This is a genomic window from Streptomyces sp. NPDC057682 (genome assembly GCF_042799575.1).
Taxonomy (GTDB): domain Bacteria; phylum Actinomycetota; class Actinomycetes; order Streptomycetales; family Streptomycetaceae; genus Streptomyces.
In genome coordinates this window covers 55,661-82,229 of the sequence record NZ_JBHVIN010000004.1, presented here as the reverse complement: position 1 = coordinate 82,229, position 26,569 = coordinate 55,661, and the positions used below count along the sequence as shown (strand labels likewise).

Annotated in this window: 21 protein-coding genes; 6 read left to right on the top strand and 15 right to left on the bottom strand. The window is 68.6% G+C overall.

Annotated elements, in window-relative coordinates; all coding sequences use genetic code 11:
- Positions 1–141 precede the first annotated feature (141 nt).
- The 3 genes from ACFVDM_RS07890 to ACFVDM_RS07880 all read right to left on the bottom strand — a co-directional run bounded on the left by ACFVDM_RS07890 (position 142) and on the right by ACFVDM_RS07880 (position 1,754).
- The gene (locus ACFVDM_RS07890; RefSeq protein WP_383634598.1) at positions 142–591 is read right to left on the bottom strand and encodes a DUF6113 family protein; all 450 of its coding nucleotides are present in this window, start codon (positions 589–591) and stop codon (positions 142–144) included.
- The gene (gene mshB, locus ACFVDM_RS07885; RefSeq protein ID WP_383634596.1) at positions 588–1,487 is read right to left on the bottom strand and encodes an N-acetyl-1-D-myo-inositol-2-amino-2-deoxy-alpha-D-glucopyranoside deacetylase; all 900 of its coding nucleotides are present in this window, start codon (positions 1,485–1,487) and stop codon (positions 588–590) included. The genes ACFVDM_RS07890 and mshB overlap by 4 nt, the downstream gene beginning before the upstream one ends.
- Positions 1,488–1,559: 72 nt before the next feature.
- Positions 1,560–1,754 carry a hypothetical protein gene (locus tag ACFVDM_RS07880; RefSeq protein ID WP_383635406.1) on the bottom strand — a complete coding sequence of 65 codons (195 nt, stop codon included), beginning with the start codon at positions 1,752–1,754 and terminating at the stop codon, positions 1,560–1,562.
- Between the two features lie 210 nt (positions 1,755–1,964).
- On the opposite strand from ACFVDM_RS07880, the gene ACFVDM_RS07875 reads away from it, so the two are divergent.
- Positions 1,965–4,046 (top strand): alpha/beta fold hydrolase, encoded by a 2,082-nt coding sequence (locus ACFVDM_RS07875; protein WP_383635403.1) that lies wholly within the window; start codon positions 1,965–1,967, stop codon positions 4,044–4,046.
- A gap of 3 nt (positions 4,047–4,049) precedes the next feature.
- Here ACFVDM_RS07875 and ACFVDM_RS07870 read toward each other — a convergent pair whose 3' ends face one another.
- From ACFVDM_RS07870 to ACFVDM_RS07845, 6 genes are all read right to left on the bottom strand, one after another.
- Positions 4,050–5,123 carry a hypothetical protein gene (locus ACFVDM_RS07870; RefSeq protein ID WP_383634594.1) on the bottom strand — a complete coding sequence of 358 codons (1,074 nt, stop codon included), beginning with the start codon at positions 5,121–5,123 and terminating at the stop codon, positions 4,050–4,052.
- Positions 5,124–5,342: 219 nt separating this feature from the next.
- Positions 5,343–6,755: an ABC transporter ATP-binding protein gene (locus ACFVDM_RS07865; protein ID WP_383634592.1), complete on the bottom strand. Its 1,413-nt coding sequence runs from the start codon at positions 6,753–6,755 to the stop codon at positions 5,343–5,345.
- The gene (locus ACFVDM_RS07860) at positions 6,745–7,722 is read right to left on the bottom strand and encodes an ABC transporter ATP-binding protein (RefSeq protein WP_383634590.1); all 978 of its coding nucleotides are present in this window, start codon (positions 7,720–7,722) and stop codon (positions 6,745–6,747) included. Before ACFVDM_RS07860 ends, ACFVDM_RS07865 begins: the two co-directional genes overlap by 11 nt.
- A 13-nt stretch (positions 7,723–7,735) precedes the next feature.
- Positions 7,736–8,710 carry an ABC transporter permease gene (locus ACFVDM_RS07855; protein WP_383634588.1) on the bottom strand — a complete coding sequence of 325 codons (975 nt, stop codon included), beginning with the start codon at positions 8,708–8,710 and terminating at the stop codon, positions 7,736–7,738.
- Complete coding sequence (locus ACFVDM_RS07850; protein ID WP_383634586.1) at positions 8,703–9,626, bottom strand: ABC transporter permease; 924 nt, start codon at positions 9,624–9,626, stop codon at positions 8,703–8,705. Before ACFVDM_RS07850 ends, ACFVDM_RS07855 begins: the two co-directional genes overlap by 8 nt.
- A 105-nt stretch (positions 9,627–9,731) precedes the next feature.
- Positions 9,732–11,363, bottom strand: coding sequence for an ABC transporter substrate-binding protein (locus tag ACFVDM_RS07845; protein ID WP_383634584.1), 1,632 nt, complete (start codon positions 11,361–11,363; stop codon positions 9,732–9,734).
- Positions 11,364–11,783: 420 nt separating this feature from the next.
- On the opposite strand from ACFVDM_RS07845, the gene ACFVDM_RS07840 reads away from it, so the two are divergent.
- The 5 genes from ACFVDM_RS07840 (at position 11,784) to ACFVDM_RS07820 (ending at position 17,997) form a co-directional block, all read left to right on the top strand.
- On the top strand, positions 11,784–12,818 hold the full coding sequence (locus ACFVDM_RS07840) for an ABC transporter permease (RefSeq protein ID WP_383634582.1): 1,035 nt from the start codon (positions 11,784–11,786) through the stop codon (positions 12,816–12,818).
- Between the two features lie 81 nt (positions 12,819–12,899).
- Positions 12,900–14,666, top strand: a complete 1,767-nt coding sequence (locus ACFVDM_RS07835) for an ABC transporter substrate-binding protein (RefSeq protein WP_383634580.1) — start codon at positions 12,900–12,902, stop codon at positions 14,664–14,666.
- A gap of 161 nt (positions 14,667–14,827) precedes the next feature.
- The gene (locus tag ACFVDM_RS07830; RefSeq protein WP_383634578.1) at positions 14,828–15,808 is read left to right on the top strand and encodes an ABC transporter permease; all 981 of its coding nucleotides are present in this window, start codon (positions 14,828–14,830) and stop codon (positions 15,806–15,808) included.
- 57 nt (positions 15,809–15,865) lie between these two features.
- Positions 15,866–16,903, top strand: a complete 1,038-nt coding sequence (locus ACFVDM_RS07825) for an ABC transporter ATP-binding protein (protein WP_383634576.1) — start codon at positions 15,866–15,868, stop codon at positions 16,901–16,903.
- A gap of 26 nt (positions 16,904–16,929) precedes the next feature.
- Positions 16,930–17,997, top strand: a complete 1,068-nt coding sequence (locus ACFVDM_RS07820; protein WP_383634574.1) for an ABC transporter ATP-binding protein — start codon at positions 16,930–16,932, stop codon at positions 17,995–17,997.
- Positions 17,998–18,194: 197 nt separating this feature from the next.
- On the opposite strand, the gene ACFVDM_RS07815 is transcribed toward ACFVDM_RS07820, so the two are convergent.
- The 6 genes from ACFVDM_RS07815 to typA all read right to left on the bottom strand — a co-directional run bounded on the left by ACFVDM_RS07815 (position 18,195) and on the right by typA (position 26,417).
- Complete coding sequence (locus ACFVDM_RS07815; RefSeq protein ID WP_383634572.1) at positions 18,195–19,337, bottom strand: ABC transporter ATP-binding protein; 1,143 nt, start codon at positions 19,335–19,337, stop codon at positions 18,195–18,197.
- Entirely contained in the window at positions 19,330–20,388 is a 1,059-nt protein-coding gene (locus ACFVDM_RS07810) for an ABC transporter ATP-binding protein (RefSeq protein ID WP_383634570.1), read from the bottom strand. Before ACFVDM_RS07810 ends, ACFVDM_RS07815 begins: the two co-directional genes overlap by 8 nt.
- Before the next feature lie 11 nt (positions 20,389–20,399).
- Positions 20,400–21,347, bottom strand: a complete 948-nt coding sequence (locus tag ACFVDM_RS07805) for an ABC transporter permease (RefSeq protein WP_383634568.1) — start codon at positions 21,345–21,347, stop codon at positions 20,400–20,402.
- Complete coding sequence (locus tag ACFVDM_RS07800) at positions 21,340–22,272, bottom strand: ABC transporter permease (RefSeq protein WP_383635400.1); 933 nt, start codon at positions 22,270–22,272, stop codon at positions 21,340–21,342. The genes ACFVDM_RS07805 and ACFVDM_RS07800 overlap by 8 nt, the downstream gene beginning before the upstream one ends.
- A 170-nt stretch (positions 22,273–22,442) precedes the next feature.
- Positions 22,443–24,083 (bottom strand): ABC transporter substrate-binding protein, encoded by a 1,641-nt coding sequence (locus ACFVDM_RS07795; RefSeq protein WP_383634566.1) that lies wholly within the window; start codon positions 24,081–24,083, stop codon positions 22,443–22,445.
- Positions 24,084–24,542: 459 nt separating this feature from the next.
- On the bottom strand, positions 24,543–26,417 hold the full coding sequence (gene typA / locus ACFVDM_RS07790) for a translational GTPase TypA (RefSeq protein ID WP_383634564.1): 1,875 nt from the start codon (positions 26,415–26,417) through the stop codon (positions 24,543–24,545).
- Positions 26,418–26,569: the final 152 nt, after the last annotated feature.

The window sequence follows — 26,569 nt, the reverse complement described above, 5'->3', positions numbered from 1 at the left end:
GAGCCCGGTCAAGATCTTCAGCACCCGACTAGGCGCGCGGACCACCATACTGTCCGCCGCCGACAGACACCCCGCGACCGGGGGAAACGAGTGCGCACCGGCCGGGCGGGACAGGGGCGCGACGGGAGGGGACGTGGCACGTCACTTGCCGGATGGGCCGCTGTCCGCCCCCGGCCGGGGCACCCGCGCCATGGTGGCGCAGATCACAGCGATGGCCATTCCCCCGAGCATGAAGAGGATCAGACCCAGCTCGTTGCCGAAGACGTAGTCGCCCTCCGGGCGGCCGCCCAGCAGAAAGATGACCGAAATCAACCAGCCCGCCGCAGGGGCGACGGCGCCGGGCTGGGTGCCCGTCAGCACGCGTCCGCCGTAGAAGAGGCCGCCGGCCGCGAGCAGGGCCAGCAGCAATCCGCCCGGGAACCAGGCGGCTTGGACCAGCGTCCCGGCGATGCCGGCGCACGCGCCGATCACCGCGAGGACGAGCAGGACGGCGATCCGGCGGGGGTTGAGGGGTGCGGCCAGTCCGGTGGCCGGAACGTCCCGGGGCGGGGCATTGGTCCGGGCCGCGGCCCGCGAGCGGTCGGTGCTCACCGGCCCGCCTCCGTCACTCCCGCGAAGAGGTCGGTCTCGCGGGCGCCGTCGGGGGATCCCGGGGTGCCGCCGGCCAACTCGTAGTACTCGGTGGTGAACAGCGGCTGGCCCAGATCGTTGGAGAGCGCGAACCAGGGGCCGTCCACCGTGATCTGGGTGGCGTGCGCGCGCATCGCGGCGGCCTTGGCCCCGCCGTACGCGCCCGCGTCGATCTCGGTGGTGATCAGGGCGTCGTCCACCACACCGGGGACGTCGCCGACGGCGGCGACACCCGGGAACGGGGCGGGGTCGGCGGCCCGCAGCCGGGCGAAGCCCTCCTCGGCGACCGTGCGGGGCACCCGGTTCCAGTAGATCTTGGCGATGGTGTGCGGGGCACCGGAGCCGGGGCGGTGGGCGGGGTCGGCGGCCAGTTCGGCGGCGCGGGTGGCGACCCGGTGCGCCTGGATGTGGTCGGGGTGTCCGTAGCCGCCGTCGGGGTCGTAGGTCACGAGGACCTGGGGGCGGACCTCGCGGATGACGTCCACGAGGTGCCCGGCGGCCTCGTCGAGGGAGGCGGACCAGAAGGCGCCCGGCCGGTGGTTCGGCGGGGTGTCCATCATGCCGGAGTCGCGGTAGCGGCCGGCGCCACCGAGGAAGCGGTGGTCGGTGACCCCCAGCTCCTTCATGGCGGCGGCGAGTTCACCGCTGCGGTAGGGGCCGAGGGAATCGTCCCGGTCTGCCGTGAGATGGGCGAGTCCGGGCGGAATGACCTCGCCCTCCTCGCCGAGGGTGCAGGTCACCAGCGTGACCCGGGCGCCTTCGGCCGCGTACCTGGCCATGGTGGCGCCGTTGTTGATCGACTCGTCGTCGGGGTGCGCGTGCACCAGGAGCAGACGCCGGGCGGGAAGATCCGTCATGGGGACCACCCTACGAGCCGGTGGCCCCGGTGGCGGACGGCGGCGCCGGACGGCGCCGGGCGGCCGCGGGCGTCAGAACTTGATGCCCCCGATCATTCCGGCCACGTTGGTGGTCAGCTCGGAGATGGTGGGGGCCATGGACGAACTGGCGAGATAGAAACCGAGGAGCATGCAGACGACCGCGTGCCCGCCCTTCAGTCCGGCTTTCCGGATCAGCAGGACGACGACGATCGCCAGCAGCACCACCGCCGAAATCGAGAGCGCCACGGCGGTCACCTCCATCTGTACGGTCGGAACGGGCAGCACGCGTGGAGCCAGCAGGTTCATACCCACCGAGCGCTACGGATCATAACTATGAGTGCGAAGGCATTGGTCGGCGCACGGCAGCACGAGGGGGGCACGGACCCGTGCTCCGGCCGATAGGTTCGGCATATGACTACGCCAGAGATCACCTTCCCGTCGCAGTCCGCCCGGACCATGCGATTCACCCTCGGTGCACCGCGCGCGTTCACGGTGTCGCCCGACGGGGAGCGCGTGGTCTTCGTCAGGACGGGGTCGGGGACCGACCGGAGCGGCAGGCTCTGGGTGCTGGACCTGAGCGACCCCTCGGGCCCGCGGGAGCGGGTCGTGGCCGATCCGGAGGTGCTGCTGGGCGGTTCGGCGGAGCGCCTGTCGGCGCAGGAGCGGGCCCGCCGCGAGCGGAGCCGCGAGGGCGCGTCGGGCATCGTCGGCTACGCGCTGGACGGGGCCGCCGAGTTGGCGGCCTTCGCGCTCTCGGGGAAGGTGTACGTCGCCCGGCTGCGGTCCGGTACGGCGCGCGCCCTGCCCGTGCCGGGTCCGGTGATCGATCCGCGCCCCTCCCCGGACGGACGACACGTCGCATACGTGTCCAAGGGCGCGCTGCGGGTCGTGGGCTCCGACGGAGAGGACGACCGGGCGCTGGCCGAGCCGGAGGACGGCCATGTCTCCTACGGTCTGGCGGAGTTCGTCGCGGCGGAGGAGATGGCCCGTACGCGGGGCTTCTGGTGGTCACCGGAGTCGGACCGGCTGCTGGTGGCCCGGGTCGACGACAGCGCGGTGCGGCGCTGGTGGATCTCCGATCCGGCCAACCCGGAGCGCCCGCCGGCGGAGGTCGCCTATCCGGCGGCCGGCACCCCCAACGCCGAGGTACGGCTCTTCGTCCTGGGGCTGGCCGGGGAGCGCACCGAAGTGATCTGGGACCGTGGCCGGTTCCCCTATCTGGCCCGGGTGCACTGGTCGTCGGACGGGGCGCCGCTCCTGCTGGTCCAGGCCCGTGACCAGCAGAGCCAGCTCTATCTCGCGGTGGACCCGGAGAGCGGGGCGACCCGGACGGTGCACGCGGACGAGGACCCGGACTGGCTGGAACTGTTCCCCGGGGTGCCGGGCTGGACGCCCGACGGACGGCTGGTGCGGATCGCGGACGAGGGCGGCGCGCGGGTCCTCGCGGTCGGCGACCGGCCGCTGACCGGTGCCCAGTTGCAGATCCGCTCGGTGCTGGACATCGGCGCCTCGGACATCCTGGTGACGGCCTCGGCGGGTGAGCGGGCGAGCGCGCCGGAGACCGGCGAGACCCATGTGTACCGGGTCAACGAGCTGGGGATCGAGCGGGTCTCCGAGGGCGTCGGCGTGCACACGGCCGTCCGGTCCGGCGGGGTCACGGTGCTCGTCTCCACCTCGGTCGACGCTCCCGGATCGACGGCCCGGGTGCTGCGCGACGGCAAGCCGGTCGCGACCGTGGCCGACCACGCGGAGCGACCGGTGCTGTCCGCCCGGCCGGTCCTCACCGAGGGGGGCGCACACCGGATTCCGTGCGCCGTGCTGCTCCCCACCAGGTACCGGGATGCGGACGGGCCGCTTCCCGTGCTGATGGATCCGTACGGCGGACCGCACGGCCGCCGGGTCCTCGCCGCCCACAATCCGCATCTGACCTCGCAGTGGTTCGCGGACCAGGGCTTCGCCGTGGTGGTCGCGGACGGCCGGGGCACCCCGGGCCGCTCCCCCGCCTGGGAGAAGGCGGTCAAGCACGATCTGGCGCTCACCCTCGACGACCAGGTCGAGGCGCTGCACGCCCTCGCGGAGCGGTTCCCGCTGGATCTGGACCGGGTGGCCATCCGGGGCTGGTCGTACGGCGGCTTCCTGGCCGGGATGGCCGCGCTGCGGCGCCCCGAGGTCTTCCACGCGGCGATCGTGGGCGCCCCGGTGACGGACCAGCGGCTCTACGACACCCACTACTCGGAACGCTATCTGGGCGATCCGGCGGAGCGGCCGGAGGTGTACGCGGACAATTCGCTGGTCACCGACGAGGGGCTGTCCCACGCCGCCGGGCCGGCCCGCCCGATGATGATCATCCATGGTCTGGCGGACGACAACGTGGTCGTCGCCCACACCCTGCGGCTCTCCTCGGCGCTGCTCGCGGCGGGCCGGCCGCACGAGGTGGTGCCGCTGAGCGGGGTCACGCACATGACCCCGCAGGAGAAGGTGTCGGAGAACCTGCTGCTGCTCCAGGTGGACTTCCTGAAGCGTTCCCTGGGGCTCTGAGCCTCACCAGCCGGGCGGCGGCTGCGAGGGCGGCGGGGGCGGTCCGAATCCCCCGCCGCCCTGCGGATAGCCGTAGCCCGGTGTGTGCGGCCGGGCGCCGGGGTCGCGCGCGTAGGAGGAGGGTCCGGCGGGCGGGTAGCCGTAGCCCGGGGCGTCGTAGCCGGGGGTCCCGTAGCCCGTCCCGGGGTCGTAGGGGCTGTTGACCTCGGGCAGGCCCCTGGGGCTCAGGACGAGCAGGACCACCAGCGCGACGAAGGTCTCGAAACCCCAGCTCGCGACCATCAGCTGGTTCTCGGTGCCCAGCGAGCCGAAGTGGTCGAAGACGTCCTCGTGCACCGCCCAGATCAGCTGCAGTCCGCCCGAGACCAGCAGCAGCGCCGCGGTCATCAGGCCGAAGGGCCGGGTGTGCACGGCGGGGGCCAGCGCGCTGCCCGCGATGTACAGCGCGAGGAGGGCGGGGGCGACGGCCGCCCAGCCGGGCGGTGGATCGGTGAGCGCCTGCCCGAAGCCTTCTCCGCCCACGTACCAGTCGGGGAAGAGGTCAGGCCGCACGACCACGTGCCGGATCTCCCAGGCGAGCAGGACCGCCCCCGCGGCGCCGAGCAGCAGGAACGTGGTGACGGCGGCGCCCGGTCCGGGCTTGCCGGGCAGTTCCTCGGTGGTGTCGAACGTCGGCCGCCGTCCGGCCCCGGCGGTGACGAACAGTCCGATTCCGGCGGCGAGGGCCACGAAGGCGCAGATCAGGGCCCGGGAGCGGAGTTCGTCGGAGTAGGCCTGCTCCATCTGCGTACTGCCGATGGTCCAGACGCCCGGCAGGCGCACGGCGAGGGTGACGACCCCGGCGGCGACGAGCGCGCTGCCGGCCACGGCCGAGCTGAGCGCGGCGACCGCGGTGGCCGCGTACACCACGAGCAGGACCACGTCGGACGCCGAGGTGGTGGGGACGCCGGTGCGGCCGGAATCGCGCCACCCGGCCCAGTAGCGCCACAGATGGTCGATTTCCACGGCCCTGACGTCCCGTACGAGCCAGCACGCGACGATCACGGCGAGCACCGCGCAGAGAGCGGCACCGGTCACTCTTGCACCACGGGTGAGTATCACCCCAGCGATACTCCACGGCACCGGCCCCGGCGACAAGAGGGCGGCCGGTACGGCCCGTTCGGGCAACCGGCCGACGGGACCCACGTCCCGCCGGCCGGTCCACGGCACCCGCACGGCCGTACGCTCTCCATGCTGACGGGTCCGTATATCGGACGTGCGTCGGGCGGGTTGCCCCCGCGTTAACGGCCCCGCGGCTCAGATCACCCGGCTGCTGCCGGAGGGCGGCGGCCCGTCGTCCTCGCCCCCGGTCCCCTCGGCCGGCGGCGTCTCCTCGGCGGGGGCCTCGCCGGCAGGCGTCTCCTCGGCGGGGGCCGCGTCCTCCGGGGCCTTCCCGGCCGCCGGTTCCTCGGCCGGGGCCGGTTCCCCGGGCGCCGGCTCCTGTTCCGCGACCGGCTCCCCGGTCGTGGCGGGGGCGGCCTCCCGTGTGGTCTCCGCCAGTTGCTCCGGGTGGTCGACCAGTTCCTCGCCGACCGTCTCCAGGGTGCCCTCGGGGGGCACGACCCGCTTCTCCTCGGCGAAGTGGCAGGCGGAGTCGTGCTTGGCCGGGGTGTCGGTGAGCCGGAAGACCGCGGGGACCGCGAGGAGCGGCACCTCCAGTTCGCACCGCTCCTGGGCCTTCCAGCACCGGGTGCGGAAGCGGCAGCCGGACGGCGGCTTCGCGGGCGAGGGCACGTCGCCGTGGAGGATGATCCGCTCGCGGTGCTCGCGCGCCATCGGGTCCGGTACGGGGACGGCGGACAGCAGCGCCTGGGTGTACGGGTGCGTGGGGTGGTCGTAGATCTCCGCGTCCGTACCGATCTCGGCGAACCGGCCGAGGTACATCACTCCGACCCGGTCCGAGATGTGGCGGACGATGGAGAGGTCGTGCGCGATGAAGACGTAGCTCAGGTGGAACTCGGCCTGGAGCCGGTCCAGCAGGTTGACGACCTGGGCCTGGACGGATACGTCGAGCGCGGAGACCGGTTCGTCCGCCACGATGATCTCGGGGTTGAGCGCGAGGCCGCGGGCGATGCCGATGCGCTGGCGCTGGCCGCCGGAGAACTGGTGGGGATAGCGGTTGATGTACTCCGGGTTGAGCCCGACCACGTCCAGCAGGTCCTGGACCTTGCGGCGGCGCTCGCCCTTGGGGGCCACCTCGGGGTGGATCTCGTAGGGCTCCCCGATGATGTCGCCGACGGTCATGCGCGGGTTCAGCGAGGTGTACGGGTCCTGGAACACCATCTGGATGTTGCGGCGCACGGCCTTGAGCGCGCGGCCCGAGAGCTTGGTGACGTCCTCGCCCTTGTAGCGGATGGCGCCGGCCGTCGGCTGTTCCAGATGGACGAGCATCCGGGCCACGGTCGACTTGCCGCAGCCGGACTCCCCCACGATGCCCAGGGTCTCCCCGGCGGCGAGGTCGAAGGAGACCCCGTCGACCGCCTTCACCGCGCCGATCTGCTTCTTGAAGAGGATGCCCTGGGTGAGCGGGTAGTGCTTGGCGAGGTCGCGCACCTCCAGGATCGGCTCGCCGCCCGCGTACGCGCTCTCCTGCCGCGACTTGGCGAGCAGGTCGCGGGCCGTCTCGCCCTCCTCGCGGGCTTCCCTGCGCCCCGAGTGGTCAGCGTGCATCGAGCGTCTCCTTCCAGAAGTAGCAGGCGCTCTGACGGTGCTCGGCCACGTCGAACAGCGGGGGCACGTCGGTGCGGCAGACGTCCTGGGCCATCGGGCAGCGCGGGTTGAAGGCGCAGCCCGGCGGGATGTGCAGCAGGTTGGGCGGCAGGCCCTTGATCGCGTACAGCTCCTGGCCCTTCTGGTCCAGGCGCGGGATCGAGCGGAGCAGGCCCTTGGTGTAGGGGTGAGCGGGAGCCTTGTAGATCTCGTGGACGGGGGAGGTCTCGACGATCCGGCCCGCGTACATGACGGCGATCTTGTCGGCGACGTCGGCGACCACGCCGAGGTCGTGGGTGATGAGGATCAGGCCCATGTTCAGCTCGCGCTGGAGCTCGGCGAGGAGGTCCATCACCTGGGCCTGCACGGTGACGTCGAGGGCGGTGGTGGGTTCGTCCGCGATGATCAGCGAGGGCTCCAGGGCCAGCGCCATGGCGATCATGATGCGCTGGCGCATTCCGCCGGAGAACTGGTGCGGGTAGTTGCCGACCCGTTCCTTGGCGGCCGGGATCCGCACCCGGTCCATGAGTTCGACGGCCTTGGCCTTCGCGTCCTTGCGGGAGAGCCCGCGGTGCACGACGAACATCTCGCCGAGCTGCTCGCCCACGGTCAGCACGGGGTTGAGGGAGGAGAGCGCGTCCTGGAAGATCATGGCCATCTCCTGGCCGCGGATCCTCCGGCGTTCCTCGGCCTTGAGCGTGAGCAGGTCGCGGTCCTTGAAGAGGATCTCGCCGCCGCTGATCTTTCCGGGCGGCATGTCGAGGATGCCCATGATCGCCTGTGCGGTGACCGACTTCCCGGACCCGGACTCGCCGAGCACGGCGAGCGTCTCCCCCTCGGACACCGAGTAGTTGACTCCGTTGACGGCCTTGGCGACCCCGTCGCGGGTGTGGAACTCCACGTGCAGATCGCGTACTTCGAGCAGCATGGCAGCGGACTCCTCAGCGCAGCTTGGGGTCGAGGGCGTCGCGCACCGCGTCGCCGAGCATGATGAACGCGAGCACGGTGACCGCCAGCGCGCCGGCCGGCCAGAGGAGCATGTGCGGGGCGTTGCGGATGTACTGGGACGCGGCCGAGATGTCGATGCCCCAGGAGACGGCCGGCGGCTTCAGACCGACGCCGAGGAAGGACAGGGTCGCCTCCAGGGAGATGTACGTGCCCAGCGCGATGGTCGCCACGACGATGACCGGGGCGACGGCGTTCGGGGCGATGTGGCGCAGCATCATCCGCCCGTTGGAGGCGCCGAGCGCGCGGGCCGCCTGGACGTAGTCGTTGTGCTTGGCGGTGATCACGGAGCCGCGGGCGATACGGGCGATCTGCGGCCAGCCGAGCAGCACGATGAAGCCGATGACCGGCCAGACGGTGGAGCTGGTGACCACGGAGAGGAAGACCAGACCGCCGAGGACGACCGGGATGCCGAAGAAGATGTCGGTGAGCCGGGAGAGGATCGCGTCCCACGCGCCGCCGAAGAAGCCGGCCAGTCCGCCGAGGACGCTGCCGATCAGGGAGACCCCGATGGTGGAGCACACGCCGACGGTCACGGAGTTGCGGGCGCCGTAGACGACGCGGGTGTAGACGTCGCAGCCCTGGCCGTCGAAGCCGAAGGGGTGGCCGGGCTGGGAGCCCTGCTGGGCCTTGCCGAGGTCGCAGTCGAGCGGGTCGCCGGAGGCGATGAGCTGCGGCCAGATCGAGATGATCACCAGGAACAGGATGATCAGCGCGGAGATGATGAAGACGGGGTTGCGGCGCAGATCGCGCCAGGCGTCGGACCACAGGCTCTGCGGTTTGGTCTCGGGGCCGGTGCCCTCGGGCCCGCCGGGGTTCTTCTCCAGGGTGTCGCCCTCGTCGAGGGCGAGGTCCATCGTCGCACCCGCTCCGGCCGGTGAGATCGCCTCGTCCGGTGTCTGGTCAGGCATAGCGGATCCTCGGGTCGAGTACGGCGTACAGGAGGTCGACGATCAGGTTCGCGGCGAGGAAGACCAGGACCAGGACGGTCACGAAGCCGACGACCGTCTGCGAGTTCTGGCGCAGGATGCCCTGGTAGAGCTGGTAGCCGACGCCGTGGATGTTGAAGATCCGCTCCGTGACGATCGCGCCGCCCATGAGGGCGCCGACGTCCGTGCCGATGAAGGTGACGACGGGGATCAGCGAGTTGCGCAGCAGATGCCGGACGATGACGCGGCGCCGGGGCAGGCCCTTGGCGACGGCGGTGCGGACGTAGTCGGCGCGGGCGTTCTCGGCGATCGAGGTGCGGGTGAGCCGGGTGACGTAGGCCAGGGAGACGGAGGCGACGACGAGCCCGGGGATGAGCAGTTCGTTGAGCGGGGCCTCGGGGGACACGGACGGTTTGATGACGCCCCACTGCACGCCCAGCAGGAGCTGGAGGAGCAGACCGGTGACGAAGGTCGGGATCGAGATGACGATCAGGGTGAGGATCAGCACGGTGGTGTCGACGGGCCGGCCGCGGCGCAGGCCGGTGACGACGCCGAGGCTGATGCCGATGACGATCTCGAAGACGATGGCCACGAGGGTGAGGCGGATGGTGATGGGGAAGGCCGTCGACATCAGTTCGGTGACCTTCTGACCGTTGAACGCGGTCCCGAAGTCGCCGGTGAAGACGTTCCCCATGTAGGTCAGGTATTGCTGCCACACGGGCTTGTCGAGGCCGAATTCCGAACGGAGTTGGGCGGCGGTCGCCGGGTCGCACTGGCGGTCGCCGCAGAGACCCGCGATGGGGTCACCCATCACGTTCACCATGAGGAAGATCAGCAGCGTGGTGCCGAAGAAGACCGGGATCATCTGCAGCAGCCGCCGGATCACATAACGTCCCATGAAGGGCTCCGGGGGTCGCGGGGTCGGGGGCTCGGGGGGTCCGGTACGGGGGACGGCAGGGCCGGGTGACCGGTGCGCGCAGGCACCGGCACCCGGCCCGGTCCGCTACTTGACCTTGATCTGCTCGTACACCGGGACGCTGAACTGGTTCAGCGAGACGTTGGTGACCCGGTCCGAGTAGCCCGCGCTGCCGTTCTGGTACCAGAGCGGGATGACGGGCATCTGCTCGACCATGACCTTCTCGGCGTCCTGGAAGGTGGAGACGGCCTTCGCCTTGTCGGACTCGGCGTTGGCCTTGTTGACGAGGTCGTCGAACTGCTTGTTGCTCCACTTGCCGTCGTTGGACGAGGCGTTGGTGTAGTAGACGGGCTGGAGGAAGTTCTGGATGAGCGGGTAGTCCATCTGCCAGCCCGCGCGCCAGGCGCCGTGCAGCTTCTGCTGGGAGACCTGGCTGCGGAAGTCGGCGAAGGTGCCGACGGGGGCGCCGACGCAGGCCTTGTTGTTGCCCATGACCTTGTTGATGCTGTTGCAGACGGCGTCGACCCACTCCTTGTGGGAGCCGGTGTCCGCGTTGTACGAGATCTTGAGCTGGCCGCCGGGGATGCCGCCGCCGTCCTGGATCATCTTCTTGGCCTCGGCGGCGTTGTACGTGCACTCCTTGCCGCACAGCCCCTTCTTGAAGCCGCCGTCGTCGCCGAGCACCGGGGAGGTCCAGTCGGAGGCGGGGGTGCGGGTCTGCTGGAAGATCTGGTCCGTGATCTGCGGGCGGTTGATGGCCATCGACAGGCCCTGGCGGACCTTCACGGCGCCCGGGGTGTTCCACTGCGGGTCGTAGAACGGGAAGGCGAGCGTCTGGATGATGCCGGCCGGGGTGTTGATGTAGCGGTCGCCGAGGTCCGACTTGACGTTCTTGAGCTGGGAGGCGGGCACGTCGTCGACGAGGTCGAGGTTGCCGGCCGTCAGGTCGGTGTAGGCGGTGTTGTTGTCGGTGTAGACCTTGAGGTCGATGCCGCCGTTCTGCGCCTTGTCGTCGCCGGGGTAGTCGTCCCACTTGCGCAGGCTCATCGAGGAGCCCTTGGTGTACTTGTCGATGGTGTACGGGCCGTTCCCGACCGGCTTGGACACCCAGGCGGCGTGGTCCGTGAAGAAGGCCTTGGGCAGCGGCGCGAAGGCGGGGTAGCCGAGGGTGTCGGGCCAGAGGGAGAACTTCTGCGACAGCTTGACCGTGAAGGTCATGTCGTTGACGACCTTCAGTCCGGACATCGTGGTGGCACTGGCCGAGCCGCTGTCGGGGTGGACCTTGGTGTAGCCGTCGATGTAGCCGAAGAAGTAGGCGTTCTTCTGATTGTTCTTCAGCAGGGCGCCGTAGTTCCACGCGTCGACGAAGGACTTGGCGGTGATCTTCTCGCCGTTGCTGAAGGTCCAGCCGTCCTTGACGGTGATCGTGAAGTTCTGGTTGTCCTTGGTCTCGATCTTGTCGGCGAGCATGTTCGTCGCCTCGCCGGTCTTCGGGTCGTACTTCTTGAGGCCCCGGAAGATCATGTCGAGGACCTTGCCGCCCTGCACCTCGTTGGTGTTGGCCGGCTCCAGCGGGTTCTGGGGGTCACCCCACGAGGAGCTCACGATCCCGTCGGCGCCACCACCGCCACTGCCGCTGTCCCCTCCGCCGCAGGCCGTCGCCGCCAGGGCTACGGCCACCGCGCATGCGGCCCACTTGACCTGTGTGGCTCCGCGCATGGAGTGCCTCCTCTTAGTGCTCGGTCTCACGTAGAGTCAAATATCACCTCATAGCGGAATCAATGCATCTGTACTACGGCCGAATGTGTCGTTGCGCCGGACGGGTGACCGGACGCCTTTTCAGGGAAACGCGCGCCCGTGCCCCGCTCCGGCGCACACACACCTGAACCCGGATAACGAAACGGATACACCAGGGATCGGACACCGTGGTCCGGATTGGGTGGATGCGCCGGGTCCGCAGCAGCGCTGTCCAGATGATGGACGATCAAGTTTTGACAAGTTCGGGTCAAGAACTTAAAGACCGGGTATGGACTTGCCTAGCCGATTGACCGCTGTCAACTCGATTGATTGGGTCCAACTCAACCTCTTCTTCACACTCCTCCCACCTGGAGGAAATGTTCGTACGGGGACAGGAGCACGATGACCACGCCATCCCCGACGCCCAGCCTGTCGGTGGAACTGACACCCACCGAAACGGGCGGGGAGTCCCGGCTTACCGAAGGCGCCGGCAAGGGATCCACATCCAGGAGTCCCGGCCGTCTCGCCTGGATCCGTTTCAAGCGTGACAGGACCGGCGTGGTGTCCGCCTGGATCGTCGCGTTCTTCTTCGTGGTCGCGCTGGCGGCGCCCCTGATCGCGAAGCTGTACGGCAAGGACCCGTACACCACCTACGCGAGCGACCGACCCGAGCTCCTGGACGCGTTCGCCTACCCCTCCGGGCCCAACGGCGGGATGAGCTCCGAGTTCTGGTTCGGCATCGAACCCCAACTGGGCCGCGACGTCTTCACGTTCCTCCTGTACGGCATCCGCACCTCGCTGAGCATCGCGCTCGCCGCCACCCTGCTGACCACCCTCGTCGGCGTGATCGTCGGGGTCACGGCGGGGTATCTGGGCGGCCGGACCGACTACTTCGTCGGGCGGATCATCGACATCCTGTTGTCGTTCCCGTCCACGCTGTTCTTCATCGCCTTCATGCCGGTCGTCTACGGGCTGTTCGTCGCCCCCGACGAGAACATCCCCACCGCCCTGCGGGCCGTCTCGCTGATCCTGGTCCTCTCCGCCTTCGGCTGGGCCTCCATCGCCCGGCTGCTGCGCGGTCAGGTACTCGGCCTGCGCGAGCGGGAGTTCGTCGAGGCGGCCAAGGTCACGGGGGCCTCGCCCCGGCGCATCGTCTTCAAGGAACTGCTGCCCAATCTGTGGACCCCGATCATCATCCAGTCCACCCTGATGCTGCCCGCGTTCGTCACGGCGGAGGCGGGACTGGCCTTCCTCGGCGTCGGCATCATCGACCCGACCCCGGACTGGGGCGTCATGATCCAGCGCGGGGCGCAGTTCTACACCGAGGACCTGACCTTCATGCTCTTCCCGGGCCTGTCGATGGTGGTCTTCGTCCTCGCCTTCAATCTGCTCGGCGACTCGGTGCGCGACGCGCTCGACCCCAAGTCCAAGCGGTAACCACCTCGTTCCACCCGGCCGCACCATGTCCGTCCCGGCCGGGCCATCCGTTCCGACCGTCCCTGTGAGGCAGGATCACCCATGTCTTTCTCCCGTAGAAACTTCCTGATCGCCACCGGCGTGGTGGCGGCCTCGTCGTCCGTCCTGACGGCGTGCGACAGCGGCGGCGGCAGCGGAAGCAACGGCAAGAAGAGCGCGCCCCCGAAGGTCAGCGACGCCAAGACCCAGGCGATACCGGTCGGCACCAAGGCCGACTCGACCGGTCCGGCCGCCGAGGTGCCGGGAGCGGTCAAGGGCGGGACGCTCTACTCGCTCGACCAGTTCGACATGGACCACATGGACCCGGCGCAGATCTACGTCTCCACCGAGGCCGCCATCACCGTCCCGATCCTGCGCGGTCTGACCGGCTACAAGATCGACAACAAGGGCGGCGCGGTCCTGGTCGGCGACCTCGCCACCGACGCCGGCACCATGAAGGACGGCGGCAAGACCTGGACCTTCACCCTGAAGGACGGCGTCAAGTGGGAGGACGGCTCGGAGATCTCCGGCGAGGACCTCCGCCACACCTTCGAGCGCCTCTTCGCCTCCTTCGTCACCGAGGGCCCCCGCTACGTCCAGCAGTTCATGGTCGGCGGCGACAAGTACAAGGGCCCGTACGACGGCAAGAAGCTGGACTCCCTCGAAGTCGAGGGCAAGACCATCACCTTCCGTCTGAACGAGCCGCGCGCGGACTTCAACTACACGCTGGCCATGCGTGGGTACGCCCTGGTGAACAAGAAGCACGACACCAAGGAGAAGTACGACAAGCAGCCGTTCTGCAGCGGCCCGTACCGGATCGAGAGCCGGAGCATCGGCAAGTCGCTGACCTACGTGCGCAACGAGCACTGGGACCCGGCCACCGACTCGATCCGGAACAACTACCCGGACAAGTACGTGTTCCAGTTCGGCTTCCAGCCGCTGGCCGCCACGGACCGCTTCATCGCGGACTCGGGCAAGGACCAGTACGCCATGGCGATCTTCAACGAGGTCGCCGCCGAGCGCATCGCCCAGGTCCTCACCAACCCGCAGTACAAGAAGCGCGTGCTCAACGCGGTCGACACCGCGACGTACTACTGGCCGATCAACACCACCCGCATCACGGACGTCAAGGTCCGCCAGGCGATCAACTGGGCCTGGCCGCACCAGCAGCTCCAGACCATCCGCGGCGGTGCCTCCAGCACCGAGATCGCCACCACCATCCTCTCGCCGGTGACCCCGGGCTACGAGAAGTTCGACCTGTACGGCGCGACCAAGAAGCCCGGCGGCGACCCCGAGAAGGCCAAGGCCCTGCTCAAGGAAGCCGGCAAGGAGGGCCAGAAGCTGGTCATCGCCTGGCAGACCTCGGACAACGCCCTGAAGCAGGCGGTCGCGGTCAAGAACGCGCTGGAGAAGGCCGGCTTCACGGTCGTCAACAAGCAGATCGACAAGTCGACCTTCTACACCCAGATCGGCAAGATCGACAACGACTTCGACATGTTCGCCGCGGGCTGGAGCCCGGACTGGCCGAACGGCTACTCCGTCTTCTACCCCTGCTGGAGCGGCAAGAACGTCGGCGACGGCCGCAGCAACTACGCGCAGCTGAAGGACCCGAGCGTCGACAAGGCCATCGACGCCGCCTCCGCGATCGCGGACGTCGACGCCGCCAACAAGGCCTGGGGCGCCATCGACCGGCAGATCATGGAGCTGGCCGCGACCGTCCCGGACTACCACCCGCTCCGTAACTGGATGTACGGCTCCAAGGTCGGCAACGTCGTCTACGACAGCGCCAACACCTGCGTCGCGCTCTGCAAGCTGTACGCCATGAAGTAGGCCGTACACCCGGGTCCCGCCGTCGGACTCCGCCGCCCCCGCCCATGGCGCGGGGGCGGCTTCGGCGGCGGGGCCCCGGGGCAGCCGCTCTCCGGCCTCCCCTCCCGGCCCTTTTCCCTTCACGCCCCGGCGACGGCGCCCCGTCCGGAAAGTCACGCCCCATGACCCGCTTCCTCGTCCGCCGCATCCTCGGTGCACTGGTCATCCTGCTGATCGTCAGTGCCATCACCTTCGCCCTCTTCTACGCCGTCCCGCGTGACCCGGCGATGATGTCGTGCGGCAAGAACTGCACGCCGGACGCCCTCGCGCAGATCCGGCGCAACCTGGGCATCGACTCACCGGTCCCGGTGCAGTACTGGCACTGGCTGGTGGGGGTCTTCGCGGGGCGCGACTACGCCAGCTACGGCCACTGCCCCGCGCCGTGCCTCGGCTACTCCTTCGCCAACCGCGAGCCCGTGCTCGGCACGATCATGGACCGCCTCCCGACGACCCTGTCGCTCGCCCTGGGCGCGGCCGTGGTCTTCCTGATCTTCGGCATCGGGGCCGGCATGCTGGCCGCCGTCAAGCAGGGCAAGTTCCTCGACAAGTTCGCCAGCTCCGCCTCCCTGCTCGGTTCCTCCCTCCAGATCTACTTCGTCGGCTACATCGCGATGTTCTTCCTGGTCACGAAGCTGGGCATCTTCGCGCAGCCGTCGTACACCCCGCTCACCGAGGACCCGGCCGCCTGGTTCTCCGGGCTCCTGCTGCCCTGGTTCGTCCTGGCGATCATCTTCACCGCCAACTACACCCGTATGACCCGCTCCCAGCTGGTGGAGGAGCTGAGCGAGGACTATGTGCGCACGGCCCGCGCCAAGGGCCTCTCGCGCGCGAACGTGTTCTTCCGCTTCGCCTGGCGCGGCGCCATGGGACCGATCGTCACCGTCTTCGGCATCGACCTGGGCGTGCTGATCGGCGGCGCGATCATCACCGAGACCACCTTCAGCATGCAGGGCATCGGCCGCCTCGCGGTGGACTCCACCATCAAGAGCGACCTGCCGATGCTCCTCGGCGTCACCGTCCTGGCGGCCGGCGCGATCGTTCTGATGAACATCGTCATCGACGCCGTCTACGCCTTCATCGACCCGCGGATCCGGCTCGCCTGACCCCGGGCGCCCCGCCCTCGACAGCTACTCCGGCATCACCCCCTCAGGAGCGTCCCCGTGACGAGCACCGACCAGCAGCCCTTCCTGTCCGTCAAGGACCTGAAGGTCCACTTCTCCACCGAGGACGGCACCGTCAAGGCCGTCGACGGTCTCTCCTTCGACCTGGCCAAGGGCAAAACCCTCGGCATCGTGGGCGAGTCGGGCTCCGGCAAGTCCGTCACCAACCTGACGATCCTGGGCCTGCACGACCCCGCCCGCACCTCCATCGACGGCGAGATCCTGCTCGACGGCCAGGACCTGCTGACGTCGACCGAACGCCAGCTGGAACGGCTGCGCGGCAACACGATGTCGATGATCTTCCAGGACGCGCTGGCCTCGCTCTCGCCGTACCACACGATCGGCCGGCAGATCGGCGAGACGTACCGCAAGCACACGGGCGCCTCCCGCAAGGAGGCCCACGAGCGGGCCGTCGAGATGCTGCGGCGGGTCGGCATCCCGCAGCCCGACATGCGCGCGAACGACTACCCGCACCAGTTCTCCGGCGGTATGCGCCAGCGCGCGATGATCGCCATGGCGCTGGTCTGCGACCCCGAGCTGCTGATCGCGGACGAGCCCACCACGGCGCTCGACGTCACCGTGCAGGCGCAGATCATGGACCTGCTCAAGGACCTCCAGCAGGAGTTCGGCACGGCCATCATCTTCATCACCCACGACCTCGGGGTCATCGCCGACATCGCCGACGACGTGCTGGTGATGTACGGCGGCCGGTGTGTGGAGCGCGGCACCAAGAAGGAGGTGCTGGGCGCGCCCCAGCACCCGTACACCTGGGGTCTGCTGGGGTCCATGCCGTCGCTGGACGGACCGGTCGACGTCCCGCTGTCCCCGATCCCCGGAGCGCCTCCCTCGCTCCTCAACCCGCCGTCCGGGTGCAGCTTCCACCCGCGGTGCGGCTTCACCGAGCGGACGGATCCGGGGCTCTGCTCGGGAGAGCTGCCGCTGCCGACCGGCGTCGGCGGCCACACCGCCGCCTGCCACCTCACAGCCGACCAACGCCGCGACTTCTTCGCCGCCTACGCGACGAGCCAGTCGCACTGACGTACACGAGACGGGATTTCACGATCATGAGCAGCACGAGCCCCCTCCTCGACGTCAGAGGCCTGACCAAGCACTTCCCGGTGATGGGCGGATTCCCCTTCAAGCGGCAGGTCGGCGCGGTCAAGGCCGTGGACGGTCTGGACCTCCAGGTCGCCGCCGGCGAGAGCCTGGGGCTGGTCGGCGAGTCCGGCTGCGGCAAGTCCACGACGGGCCGGCTGATCACCCGGCTACTGGAGCCCACCGGCGGGACCATCAGCTACCAGGGCCAGGACATCACCCACGCCGGCCGCCGGCAGCTGGCACCGATCCGGTCCGAGATCCAGATGATCTTCCAGGACCCGTACGCGTCGCTGAACCCGCGGCAGACCGTCGGGAAGATCATCTCCGCCCCGATGGAGATCAACGGCATCAAGCCGGCCGGCGGCTTCGAGAAGCGGGTGCGCGAGCTCCTGGAGACCGTCGGTCTCAACCCCGAGCACTACAACCGCTTCCCGCACGAGTTCTCCGGCGGTCAGCGCCAGCGCATCGGGGTGGCCCGCGCCCTGGCCCTGGAGCCGAAGCTGATCGTGGCCGACGAGCCGGTCTCCGCGCTCGACGTGTCCATCCAGGCCCAGGTCGTCAACCTGCTCCAGCAGCTCCAGCAGGATCTGGGCATCGCCTTCGTCTTCATCGCCCACGACCTCGCGATCGTCCGGCACTTCTCGCAGCGCGTCGCCGTGATGTACCTCGGCCGGATCGTGGAGATCGCCGACCGCGAGGACCTGTACGGCAGCCCCCGGCACCCCTACACCCGGGCGCTCCTGTCGGCCGTTCCGGAGGCCACCGCCGACGACGTGCCCGCGCGTGAGCGCATCCGGCTCACCGGCGACGTCCCCTCCCCCGTCAACCCGCCCTCGGGCTGCCGCTTCCGCACGCGCTGCTGGAAGGCCCAGGACAAGTGCGCGACCGAGATGCCGCCGCTGGTCCGGGTCGAGGGCAACCGGGAGGGCCATCTGACGGCCTGCCACTTCCCGGAGGAGACCGGCACCAGCCAGGCCGTGCCGGCGGCGCGCAAGGCGCCCGCCGGCCCAGTGCCCGGCCCGAAGAAGGAATAGGACGCGCCGGCCTGTTGACCCGAGCCCCTGCGAGCCCTGTTCCCCGGGTACGGGGAGAGGCGCCCGGAACCCCACGGTTCCGGGCGCCTTCGCGGTTGCCGGGCGGCGCGGACGCCCCGTACGGAAAGCACCGGACCCCCGGCGCCCTTGCGGGCTCCGGGGGTCCGGTCGTGCGCCGGGGACGGCGGGTGGAGGCGTCAGGCCGCGCCCACCACGTCCTTCTCCTCGGCGAAGTGGCACGCCGACTCGTGGGCGGCCGGGGTGTCCTCGGACTTGAAGCGCTCCGGGATCGCCAGCAGCGGCATCTCCGTGGCGCACTTGTCCTGGGCCTTCCAGCAGCGGGTGCGGAAGCGGCAGCCCGACGGCGGGTTGGCCGGGGACGGGACGTCGCCGGTGAGGATGATGCGCTCGCGGCCCTCGCGGGCGTCCGGGTCGGGGACCGGGACCGCCGACAGCAGCGCCTGGGTGTAGGGGTGCGTCGGGTGGTCGTAGATCTCCGTGTCCGTACCGATCTCGGCCATCTTGCCGAGGTACATGACCCCGACCCGGTCCGAGATGTGCCGGACGATGGACAGGTCGTGCGCGATGAAGAGGTAGGAGAGCTTGAACTCGTCCTGGAGCTTCTCCATCAGGTTGATGACCTGCGCCTGCACCGACACGTCGAGCGCGGAGACCGGCTCGTCGCAGATGATGATCTCCGGGTTGAGCGCGAGGCCGCGGGCGATGCCGATGCGCTGGCGCTGGCCGCCGGAGAACTGGTGCGGATAGCGGTTGATGTACTCCGGGTTGAGGCCCACGACGTCCAGGAGCTCCTGGACCCGGCGGCGCCGGTCGCCCTTGGGAGCCACCTCGGGGTGGATCTCGAAGGTCTCCCCGATGATGTCGCCGACCGTCATGCGCGGGTTCAGCGAGGTGTACGGGTCCTGGAACACCATCTGGATGTTGCGGCGCACGGCCTTCAGCGCGCGGCCGGACAGCTTGGTGATGTCCTGGCCCTTGAAGAAGACCTCGCCGGCGGTGGCCCGCTCCAGCGTCATCAGCAGCTTGGCGACGGTGGACTTGCCGCAGCCGGACTCGCCGACGATGCCGAGGGTCTCGCCCGCGTACAGGTCGAACGAGATGCCGTCCACGGCCTTGACCGCGCCGACCTGCTTCTTGAACAGGATGCCCTGGGTCAGCGGGAAGTGCTTCACCAGGTTGCGGACCTGGAGGATCGGCTCGCCCTGCGCGACGGGCGCGTCGATGGCCGCGACGGCCTCCGCCTCGGTGGCCGCGTCGACGGTCTCCACTTCGGTGACGTTGGGGGTGGCGTCCACGGAGTCCTTCTTGATGTCAGCCATGGATCGTCTCCTTCCAGAAGTGGCAGGCGCTGCCGCGGCCGGCCAGCTCGGTGCCGTCCTTCTCGGTCACCGGGCTGAGCGCCGGGATGTCCGTACGGCAGATGTCCTGCGCGGCCGTGCAGCGCGGGTTGAACGCGCAGCCCGAGGGCACGTTGAGCAGGTTGGGCGGCAGACCCTTGATCGCGAAGAGCTCCTGGCCCTTCTGGTCCAGGCGCGGGATCGACGCCAGCAGACCCTTGGTGTACGGGTGCGCGGGGCGCTTGTAGATCTCGTGCACCGGAGCGGTCTCGACGATCCGGCCGGCGTACATCACCGCGATCTTGTCGGCGACGTCCGCGACGACACCCAGGTCGTGGGTGATGAGGATCAGGCCCATGTTGTACTCGCGCTGGAGCTCCGCGAGCAGGTCCATGACCTGGGCCTGGACGGTCACGTCGAGCGCGGTGGTCGGCTCGTCCGCGATGATCAGGTCCGGCTCCAGGGCCAGCGCCATGGCGATCATGATGCGCTGGCGCATACCGCCGGAGAACTGGTGCGGGTAGTCCGAGACCCGGGCCGCGGCGGCCGGGATCTTCACCTGGTCCATCAGCTCGATGGCCTTGGCGCGGGCTTCCTTCTTGGACAGGCCCTGGTGGACCCGGAACATCTCGCCGAGCTGGTAGCCGACGGTGAGGACCGGGTTCAGCGAGGACAGCGCGTCCTGGAAGATCATCGCGATCTTCTGGCCGCGGATCCGGCGGCGCTCTTCGTAGGACATCTTGAGCATGTCCTGGCCGCGGAACATGATCTCGCCCTGCGGGATCTTGCCGGGCGGCATGTCGAGGATGCCCATGATGGCCTGCGCCGTCACGGACTTGCCGGAGCCGGACTCACCGAGAACGGCGAGGGTCTCACCGGCGTTCACGCTGTAGTTGACTCCGTTGACCGCCTTGGCCACACCGTCGCGGGTGTGGAACTCCACGTGCAGATCACGGACTTCGAGCAGCGGGCCGACGTAGTCGTCACCCGAGCGCGGGGACGGGACTGAGGCCGTCTTGTCGATGGTGGTCACGTTCGCCCTCCTTATCGCGACTTGGGGTCGAGGGCGTTGCGGACGGCTTCGCCGAGCATGATGAACGCCAGAACGGTGATGGAGAGCATGATCGACGGGTACAGCAGGATGTGCTGCGCGACGCGGATCTGAGCCGCGCCACCCGAGATGTCCATGCCCCAGGAGACGGTCGGCGCGGCCAGACCCAGACCCAGGTAGGACAGGGTCGCCTCGGCCGAGATGTAGACGCCGAGGGAGATGGTGGCGACGACGATCACGGGGGCCATGGCGTTGGGCAGGATGTGCCGGAAGAGGATCCGGCCGGTGCCCGCGCCGAGCGCCCTGGCGGCCTGCACGTAGTCCGACTGCTTGATCACGATCACCGCGCCACGCATGACACGCGCGATCTGCGTCCAGCCGAGGAAGGCCAGGGCGAAGATGACCACCCAGATCGTCCGGTCGGTGAAGGACTGGAGGACGACCATGGCACCCAGCAGGAAGGGGATGCCGAGGAAGACGTTGGTGAAGAAGCCGGCGAGCAGCGCGTCGACCCAGCCGCCGAAGTAACCGGCGAGCATGCCGATCAGTCCGCCGAAGAGCGTCACGAGGATCGTCACGCAGATGCCGACGGTGACCGAGGCGCGGGTGCCGTAGATGACGCGTGCGTAGACGCTGTGGCCCTGGCCGTCGTAGCCCAGCCAGCCCTCGGAGCCGATCTTGCCCAGCTCCGGCTTGCCCAGGTAGTGGTGCACCAGGTCGGCGGAGGTCGGCGAGGCGCTGGTGAACAGGCCCGGGAAGATCGCCATCACGACGAGGATGACGATCAGCACCGAGGAGATGATGAAGTACCAGTTGGAGCGCAGGTCCCGCCAGGCGTCGCCCCACAGGCTGCGGGCCTTCTCGGCCTTCACGGGCGCGGACGGGTCCACCACGGGCGTGGCGTCCTCGGGCGCGGGAGCGGTCTTGGTCACGTCAGGCATAACGGATCCTCGGGTCCAGGACCGCGTACAGCAGGTCGACTATGAGGCTCATGAGGAGATACACGAGCACCAGGATGGTCACGAGGCCGACGAGCGTCGTGCCCTCGCGCTTGACGATGGACTCGTAGATCGTGCCGCCGACGCCCTTGACGTTGAAGAGGCCCTCGGTGACGACCGCGCCGCCCATGAGGGCGCCCAGGTCCGTGCCGAGGAAGGTGATGACGGGGATCAGCGAGTTGCGCATCAGGTGCACACCGACGATCCGGCGCTTGGGCAGGCCCTTGGCGATGGCGGTGCGCATGTAGTCGGAGCGCAGGTTCTCGGCCATCGTCGTACGGGTGAGCCGCGCGATGTAGGCGAGCGAGAGGGAGCCCAGCACGATGGCGGGCGCCAGGAGTTCGCCCCACTTGGCGTCGCCCGAGACGTTCGGGTCGATCCAGCCGAGCTGGAAGGCGAACACCGTCTTGACGATGAAGCCGAGGACGAAGACCGGGATCGAGATGATCAGCAGCGTGAAGACGAGGATCACGTTGTCGGTCAGCCGGCCGGCGCGCAGACCGGCGACGACACCGAGCGCGATGCCGATGACGATCTCGATGACGAACGCCATTCCGGCCAGCCGGAGGGTGACGGGGAACGCGTCGCCGAGCACATCCGTGACGGGACGCCCACTGGCTATCTGCTCACCGAAATCGAAATGCAGGACGATGCCTGTCATGTAATTCCAGTACTGCTGCAGGATCGGAAGATCCAGACCCTTCTCGTGGCGGAGTCTCGCCAGAGTCGCCGGGTCGACTCCCTTGTCCCCGAAGAGCCCGCGCACGGGGTCGCCGGGCAGCGTGTAGACCATCAGGAAGATCAGCAGCGTTGTCCCGAGGAAGACCGGGATCATCTGGAGCAGTCGTCGTGCGACATAGCGCCCCATCATGCCTCCATGTAATAGGCAGGCGGCAGCCGACGGGCCCTCCCCCGCTCCGGCTCCCCCTGTGGGGTCGTCGGACACGTGGAAGGGCCCCCCGGCCACTGCCGTGCGGGCAGACGCGGACCGCTCGTCAGCGGCGGCCGCGCGTCAGCGCGCGGACTACGTAGGTGTGGTTACTTCTTGACTTCGATCTGGGTGAGGATCGGGTCGCCGTCCTGCGCGTAGTCCACGTTCTGGACCTTCTCCGAGTAGCCGGCGTTGACCTTGTAGTACCAGAGCGGGATGGAGGGCATGTAGTTCACCAGCTCCTTCTCGATCTTCTGGTAGGCCGCGACGGACTCGTCGAGGGAGGCGGCGGAGTCGGCCTTCTTGATCTCCGCGTCCAGGGCCTTGTTCGAGAAGTCACCCTGGTTACCGGCGGCACCGGTACGGAACAGGTCCGAGATGAAGTTCGCGTTCACCGGGTAGTCGAGCACCCAGCCGGAGCGGTACAGGGACTTGACCTGCTTGGCGTCACGGGCGTTGGTGTCGGCCTGGAAGTCGGCCTTCGAGTCGCCCACGCACGCGACGCCGGTCGACTGCGTGATGCTGTTGCAGACCGCCTCGACCCATTCCTTGTGGCCGCCGTCGGCGTTGAACTGGATCGAGATCTTGTTGCCCGGGACGCCGCCGCCGTCCTTGATGAGCTGCTTGGCCTTCGCCGGGTCGTACTTGGTGACGTCGCCCGTGGCGTCCTTCTGGAAGCCGAGGACGCCCTGCGCGACCCAGCCGGTGGCGGGCTCACGGGTGCCCTGGAGCACCGTCTTGGTGATCGTGGCGCGGTCGATGCCCATCGACAGACCCTGGATGACCTTGGGGTCGATCTTCTTGAACTGGTCCGTGTAGAACGCCACGGCGATCGTCTGGATCGCGGAGTACGGCTTGTCCACGGCGCGGTCACCGAGGTCGGACCGGTAGACCGGGAGGTCCTTCGGGCCGATCTGGCGCAGCACGTCGACGTTGCCGGACTTCAGGTCCTCGTAGGCGGTCTCCAGGGTGGTGTAGTTCTTGAAGATCACACCACCGTTCTTCGCCTTGTCGAGACCCTTGTAGTCGTCGTTGCGGACGACCTTGATCTGCTTCTTGTGGTCCCAGCTGACGAACTTGTACGCGCCGTTGCCGACCGGCTTCTCACCGGCGGCCTTCGGGTCCGCGTAGAAGGACTCGGGCAGCGGCGAGAAGACCGTGTAGCCGAGCTTGTACGCGAAGTACGGCAGCGGGGCGTTCAGCTCGATGGTGAACGTGTAGTCGTCCACCTTCTTCAGACCGGACATGGCGTCCGACTTCGGCTTGGCCTTGGCGTCGTCGGGGTGGACGTCGCTGAAGCCCTTGATGTCGCCGAACCAGGACGCGTTGGTCTGGTTGTTCTTGCTGTTGGCGGCCCAGTTCCACGCCTTGATGTAGGACTCGGCGGTGACGGGGGTGCCGTCGTGGAACTTCCAGTCCTTCTTGAGCTTGACCGTCCAGAGCTTGGAGTCCTTGGTGTCCACGGACTCGGCGTTGATCATCTCAAGCTTGCCGGACGGGTCGTAGTCGACCAGCTGCGAGAAGATCGCGTCGGTGACGATGCTGCCGTTCGACTCCATCGTGTTGGCCGGCTGCAGCGGGTTCTGCGGCTCACCGACCTCGACGGAGAAGATGCCGTCGGCGTTGACAGCGCCCTTGGCGCTGCCCTTGCCCTTGTCGGCGTCGTCGTCGCCGCCGCCACAGGCAGTCGCAGCCAGGGCGATGATGGCCGCTCCCGCGACCCACTTGGCGCTCTTGGCACCACGCATGGGTTTCCTCCTCATGAGTCCACTTTTGACTACAAGAAGGGCACTGGGTCGAATCACCGACACCCCTGACGGTGATCGTTTCAGTGCCCTTAGTGTGCTCGTGAGTCGGCACTCCCCACAGTGCGTGACCCATTGACCCGAGCTCAATGGAGCCAACTATTAAGTACGACTGGGCCGTAAACCACACTTAAAGGGTCTCGGTTTGACAACATCCACCAGCCACGAGGATCAAAATCCGGACAAACTGATCCCAGACAGACACCCCCGAAACGGACTGTTAACACACGTTTCGGAGAGCTACCTCCGATAATCGGACGGATTTGTCTCAGATCGTGGACAGTGGCCTTCAAAACCGCTTGACCAAGGCCCAGGGCCCCCACAGTGTCTGTGAGGGCCCTGGGCTTCGGCAATGCCTGGCGCTGACGGATCGTCGGCCGGAAACGGCCTGTCCGTGGCGGGTCAGTTGTGCTTGGCGCGCGAGGCGGCGCGACCGCGGTCCTTCTGGTCCAGGACGACCTTGCGGATACGCACGGTCTCCGGGGTCACCTCGATGCACTCGTCGTCGCGGCAGAACTCCAGGGACTGCTCCAGCGACAGCTTGCGGGCCGGGACCACGTTCTCCGTGGTGTCCGCGGAGGCCGCGCGCATGTTGGTGAGCTTCTTCTCCTTGGTGATGTTCACGTCCATGTCGTCGGCGCGCGAGTTCTCACCGATGATCATGCCTTCGTAGACCTCGGTGCCGGCCTCGGTGAAGATGACGCCGCGCTCCTGGAGGTTGACCATGGCGAACGGCGTGACCGTGCCCGCGCGGTCGGCGACCAGTGAACCGTTGTGACGGGTGCGCAGCTCACCGAACCACGGCTCGTGGCCCTCGAAGATGGAGTGGGCGATGCCGGTGCCGCGGGTCTGGGTCAGGAACTCCGTACGGAAGCCGATGAGGCCGCGGGAAGGAACGATCCACTCCATGCGGACCCAGCCCGAACCGTGGTTCGTCATGGTCTCCATGCGGCCCTTGCGGGTCGCCATCAGCTGGGTGATGGCGCCGAGGTGCTCCTCCGGGGAGTCGATCGTCATGCGCTCGATCGGCTCGTGGGTCTTGCCGTCGATCTGCTTGGTGACGACCTCCGGCTTGCCGACGGTCAGCTCGAAGCCCTCGCGGCGCATCTGCTCGACCAGGATGGCGAGCGCCAGCTCGCCGCGGCCCTGGACCTCCCAGGCGTCGGGGCGCTCGGTGTCCAGCACGCGCAGCGAGACGTTACCGATCAGCTCGCGGTCCAGGCGGTCCTTGATCTGGCGGGCGGTGACCTTGTGGCCCTTGCCGCCCTTGCCGACCAGCGGCGAGGTGTTGGCACCGATGGTCATCGAGATGGCGGGCTCGTCGACCGTGATCAGCGGCAGCGCGATCGGGTTCTCGGTGTCGGCCAGGGTCTCGCCGATCATGATGTCCGGGATACCGGCGATGGCGCAGATGTCGCCCGGACCCGCCTTCTCGGCCGGCTTGCGGGTGAGCGCCTCGGTCATCAGCAGCTCGGTGATGCGGACGTTGGACTGCGTGCCGTCGCGCTTGATCCAGGTGACCGTCTGGCCCTTGCGCAGCTCGCCCTGCTCGACGCGGCAGAGTGCGATACGGCCGAGGAAGTTGTCGGCGTCCAGGTTGGTGACGTGCGCCTGGAGCGGGGCCTCCTCGTCGTACTCGGGGGCCGGGACGGTGGAGAGGATGGTGTTGAAGAACGGCTCCAGGTTGGTGCTGTCCTGCGGGACCGTGCCGTCCTCCGGCTTGGTCAGCGAGGCGACACCGTCACGGGCGCAGGCGTAGACGATCGGGAACTCGATCTGGTCCTCGTCGGCGTCCAGGTCCAGGAAGAGGTCGTACGTCTCGTCGATGACCTCGGCGATCCGGGAGTCCGGCCGGTCCGTCTTGTTGATGCAGAGGATGACCGGCAGCTTGGCGGTCAGCGCCTTGCGCAGCACGAAGCGGGTCTGCGGGAGCGGGCCCTCGGAGGCGTCCACCAGCAGCACGACCGCGTCCACCATCGACAGACCGCGCTCGACCTCACCACCGAAGTCGGCGTGGCCGGGGGTGTCGATGATGTTGATCGTGATGACGTCGCCGCCATCCTTGGGGTGGTACTTCACGGCCGTGTTCTTGGCCAGGATCGTGATGCCCTTCTCACGCTCCAGGTCGTTCGAGTCCATCATGCGGTCGTCGAGGGACTCGGCAGCGTGCGCGGCGAAGGAGCCGGCCTGCTTGAGCATGGCGTCGACCAGGGTGGTCTTGCCGTGGTCGACGTGGGCGACGATGGCTACGTTACGGATGTCGTGGCGCGTGGGCATGGGTGGCTTGCGCTTCTCTCGGATCGGGGATTCAGGCGTCTTAGTCGGTCTTGAGTCCTCGTACGCCCGCCGGGCGGACGCGCCACGGCTCCTCCCATGGTACGGGGCTGCCGCCCCTGCGGCTTCCCGGGCAAGCGTTACCGGCCATGGGG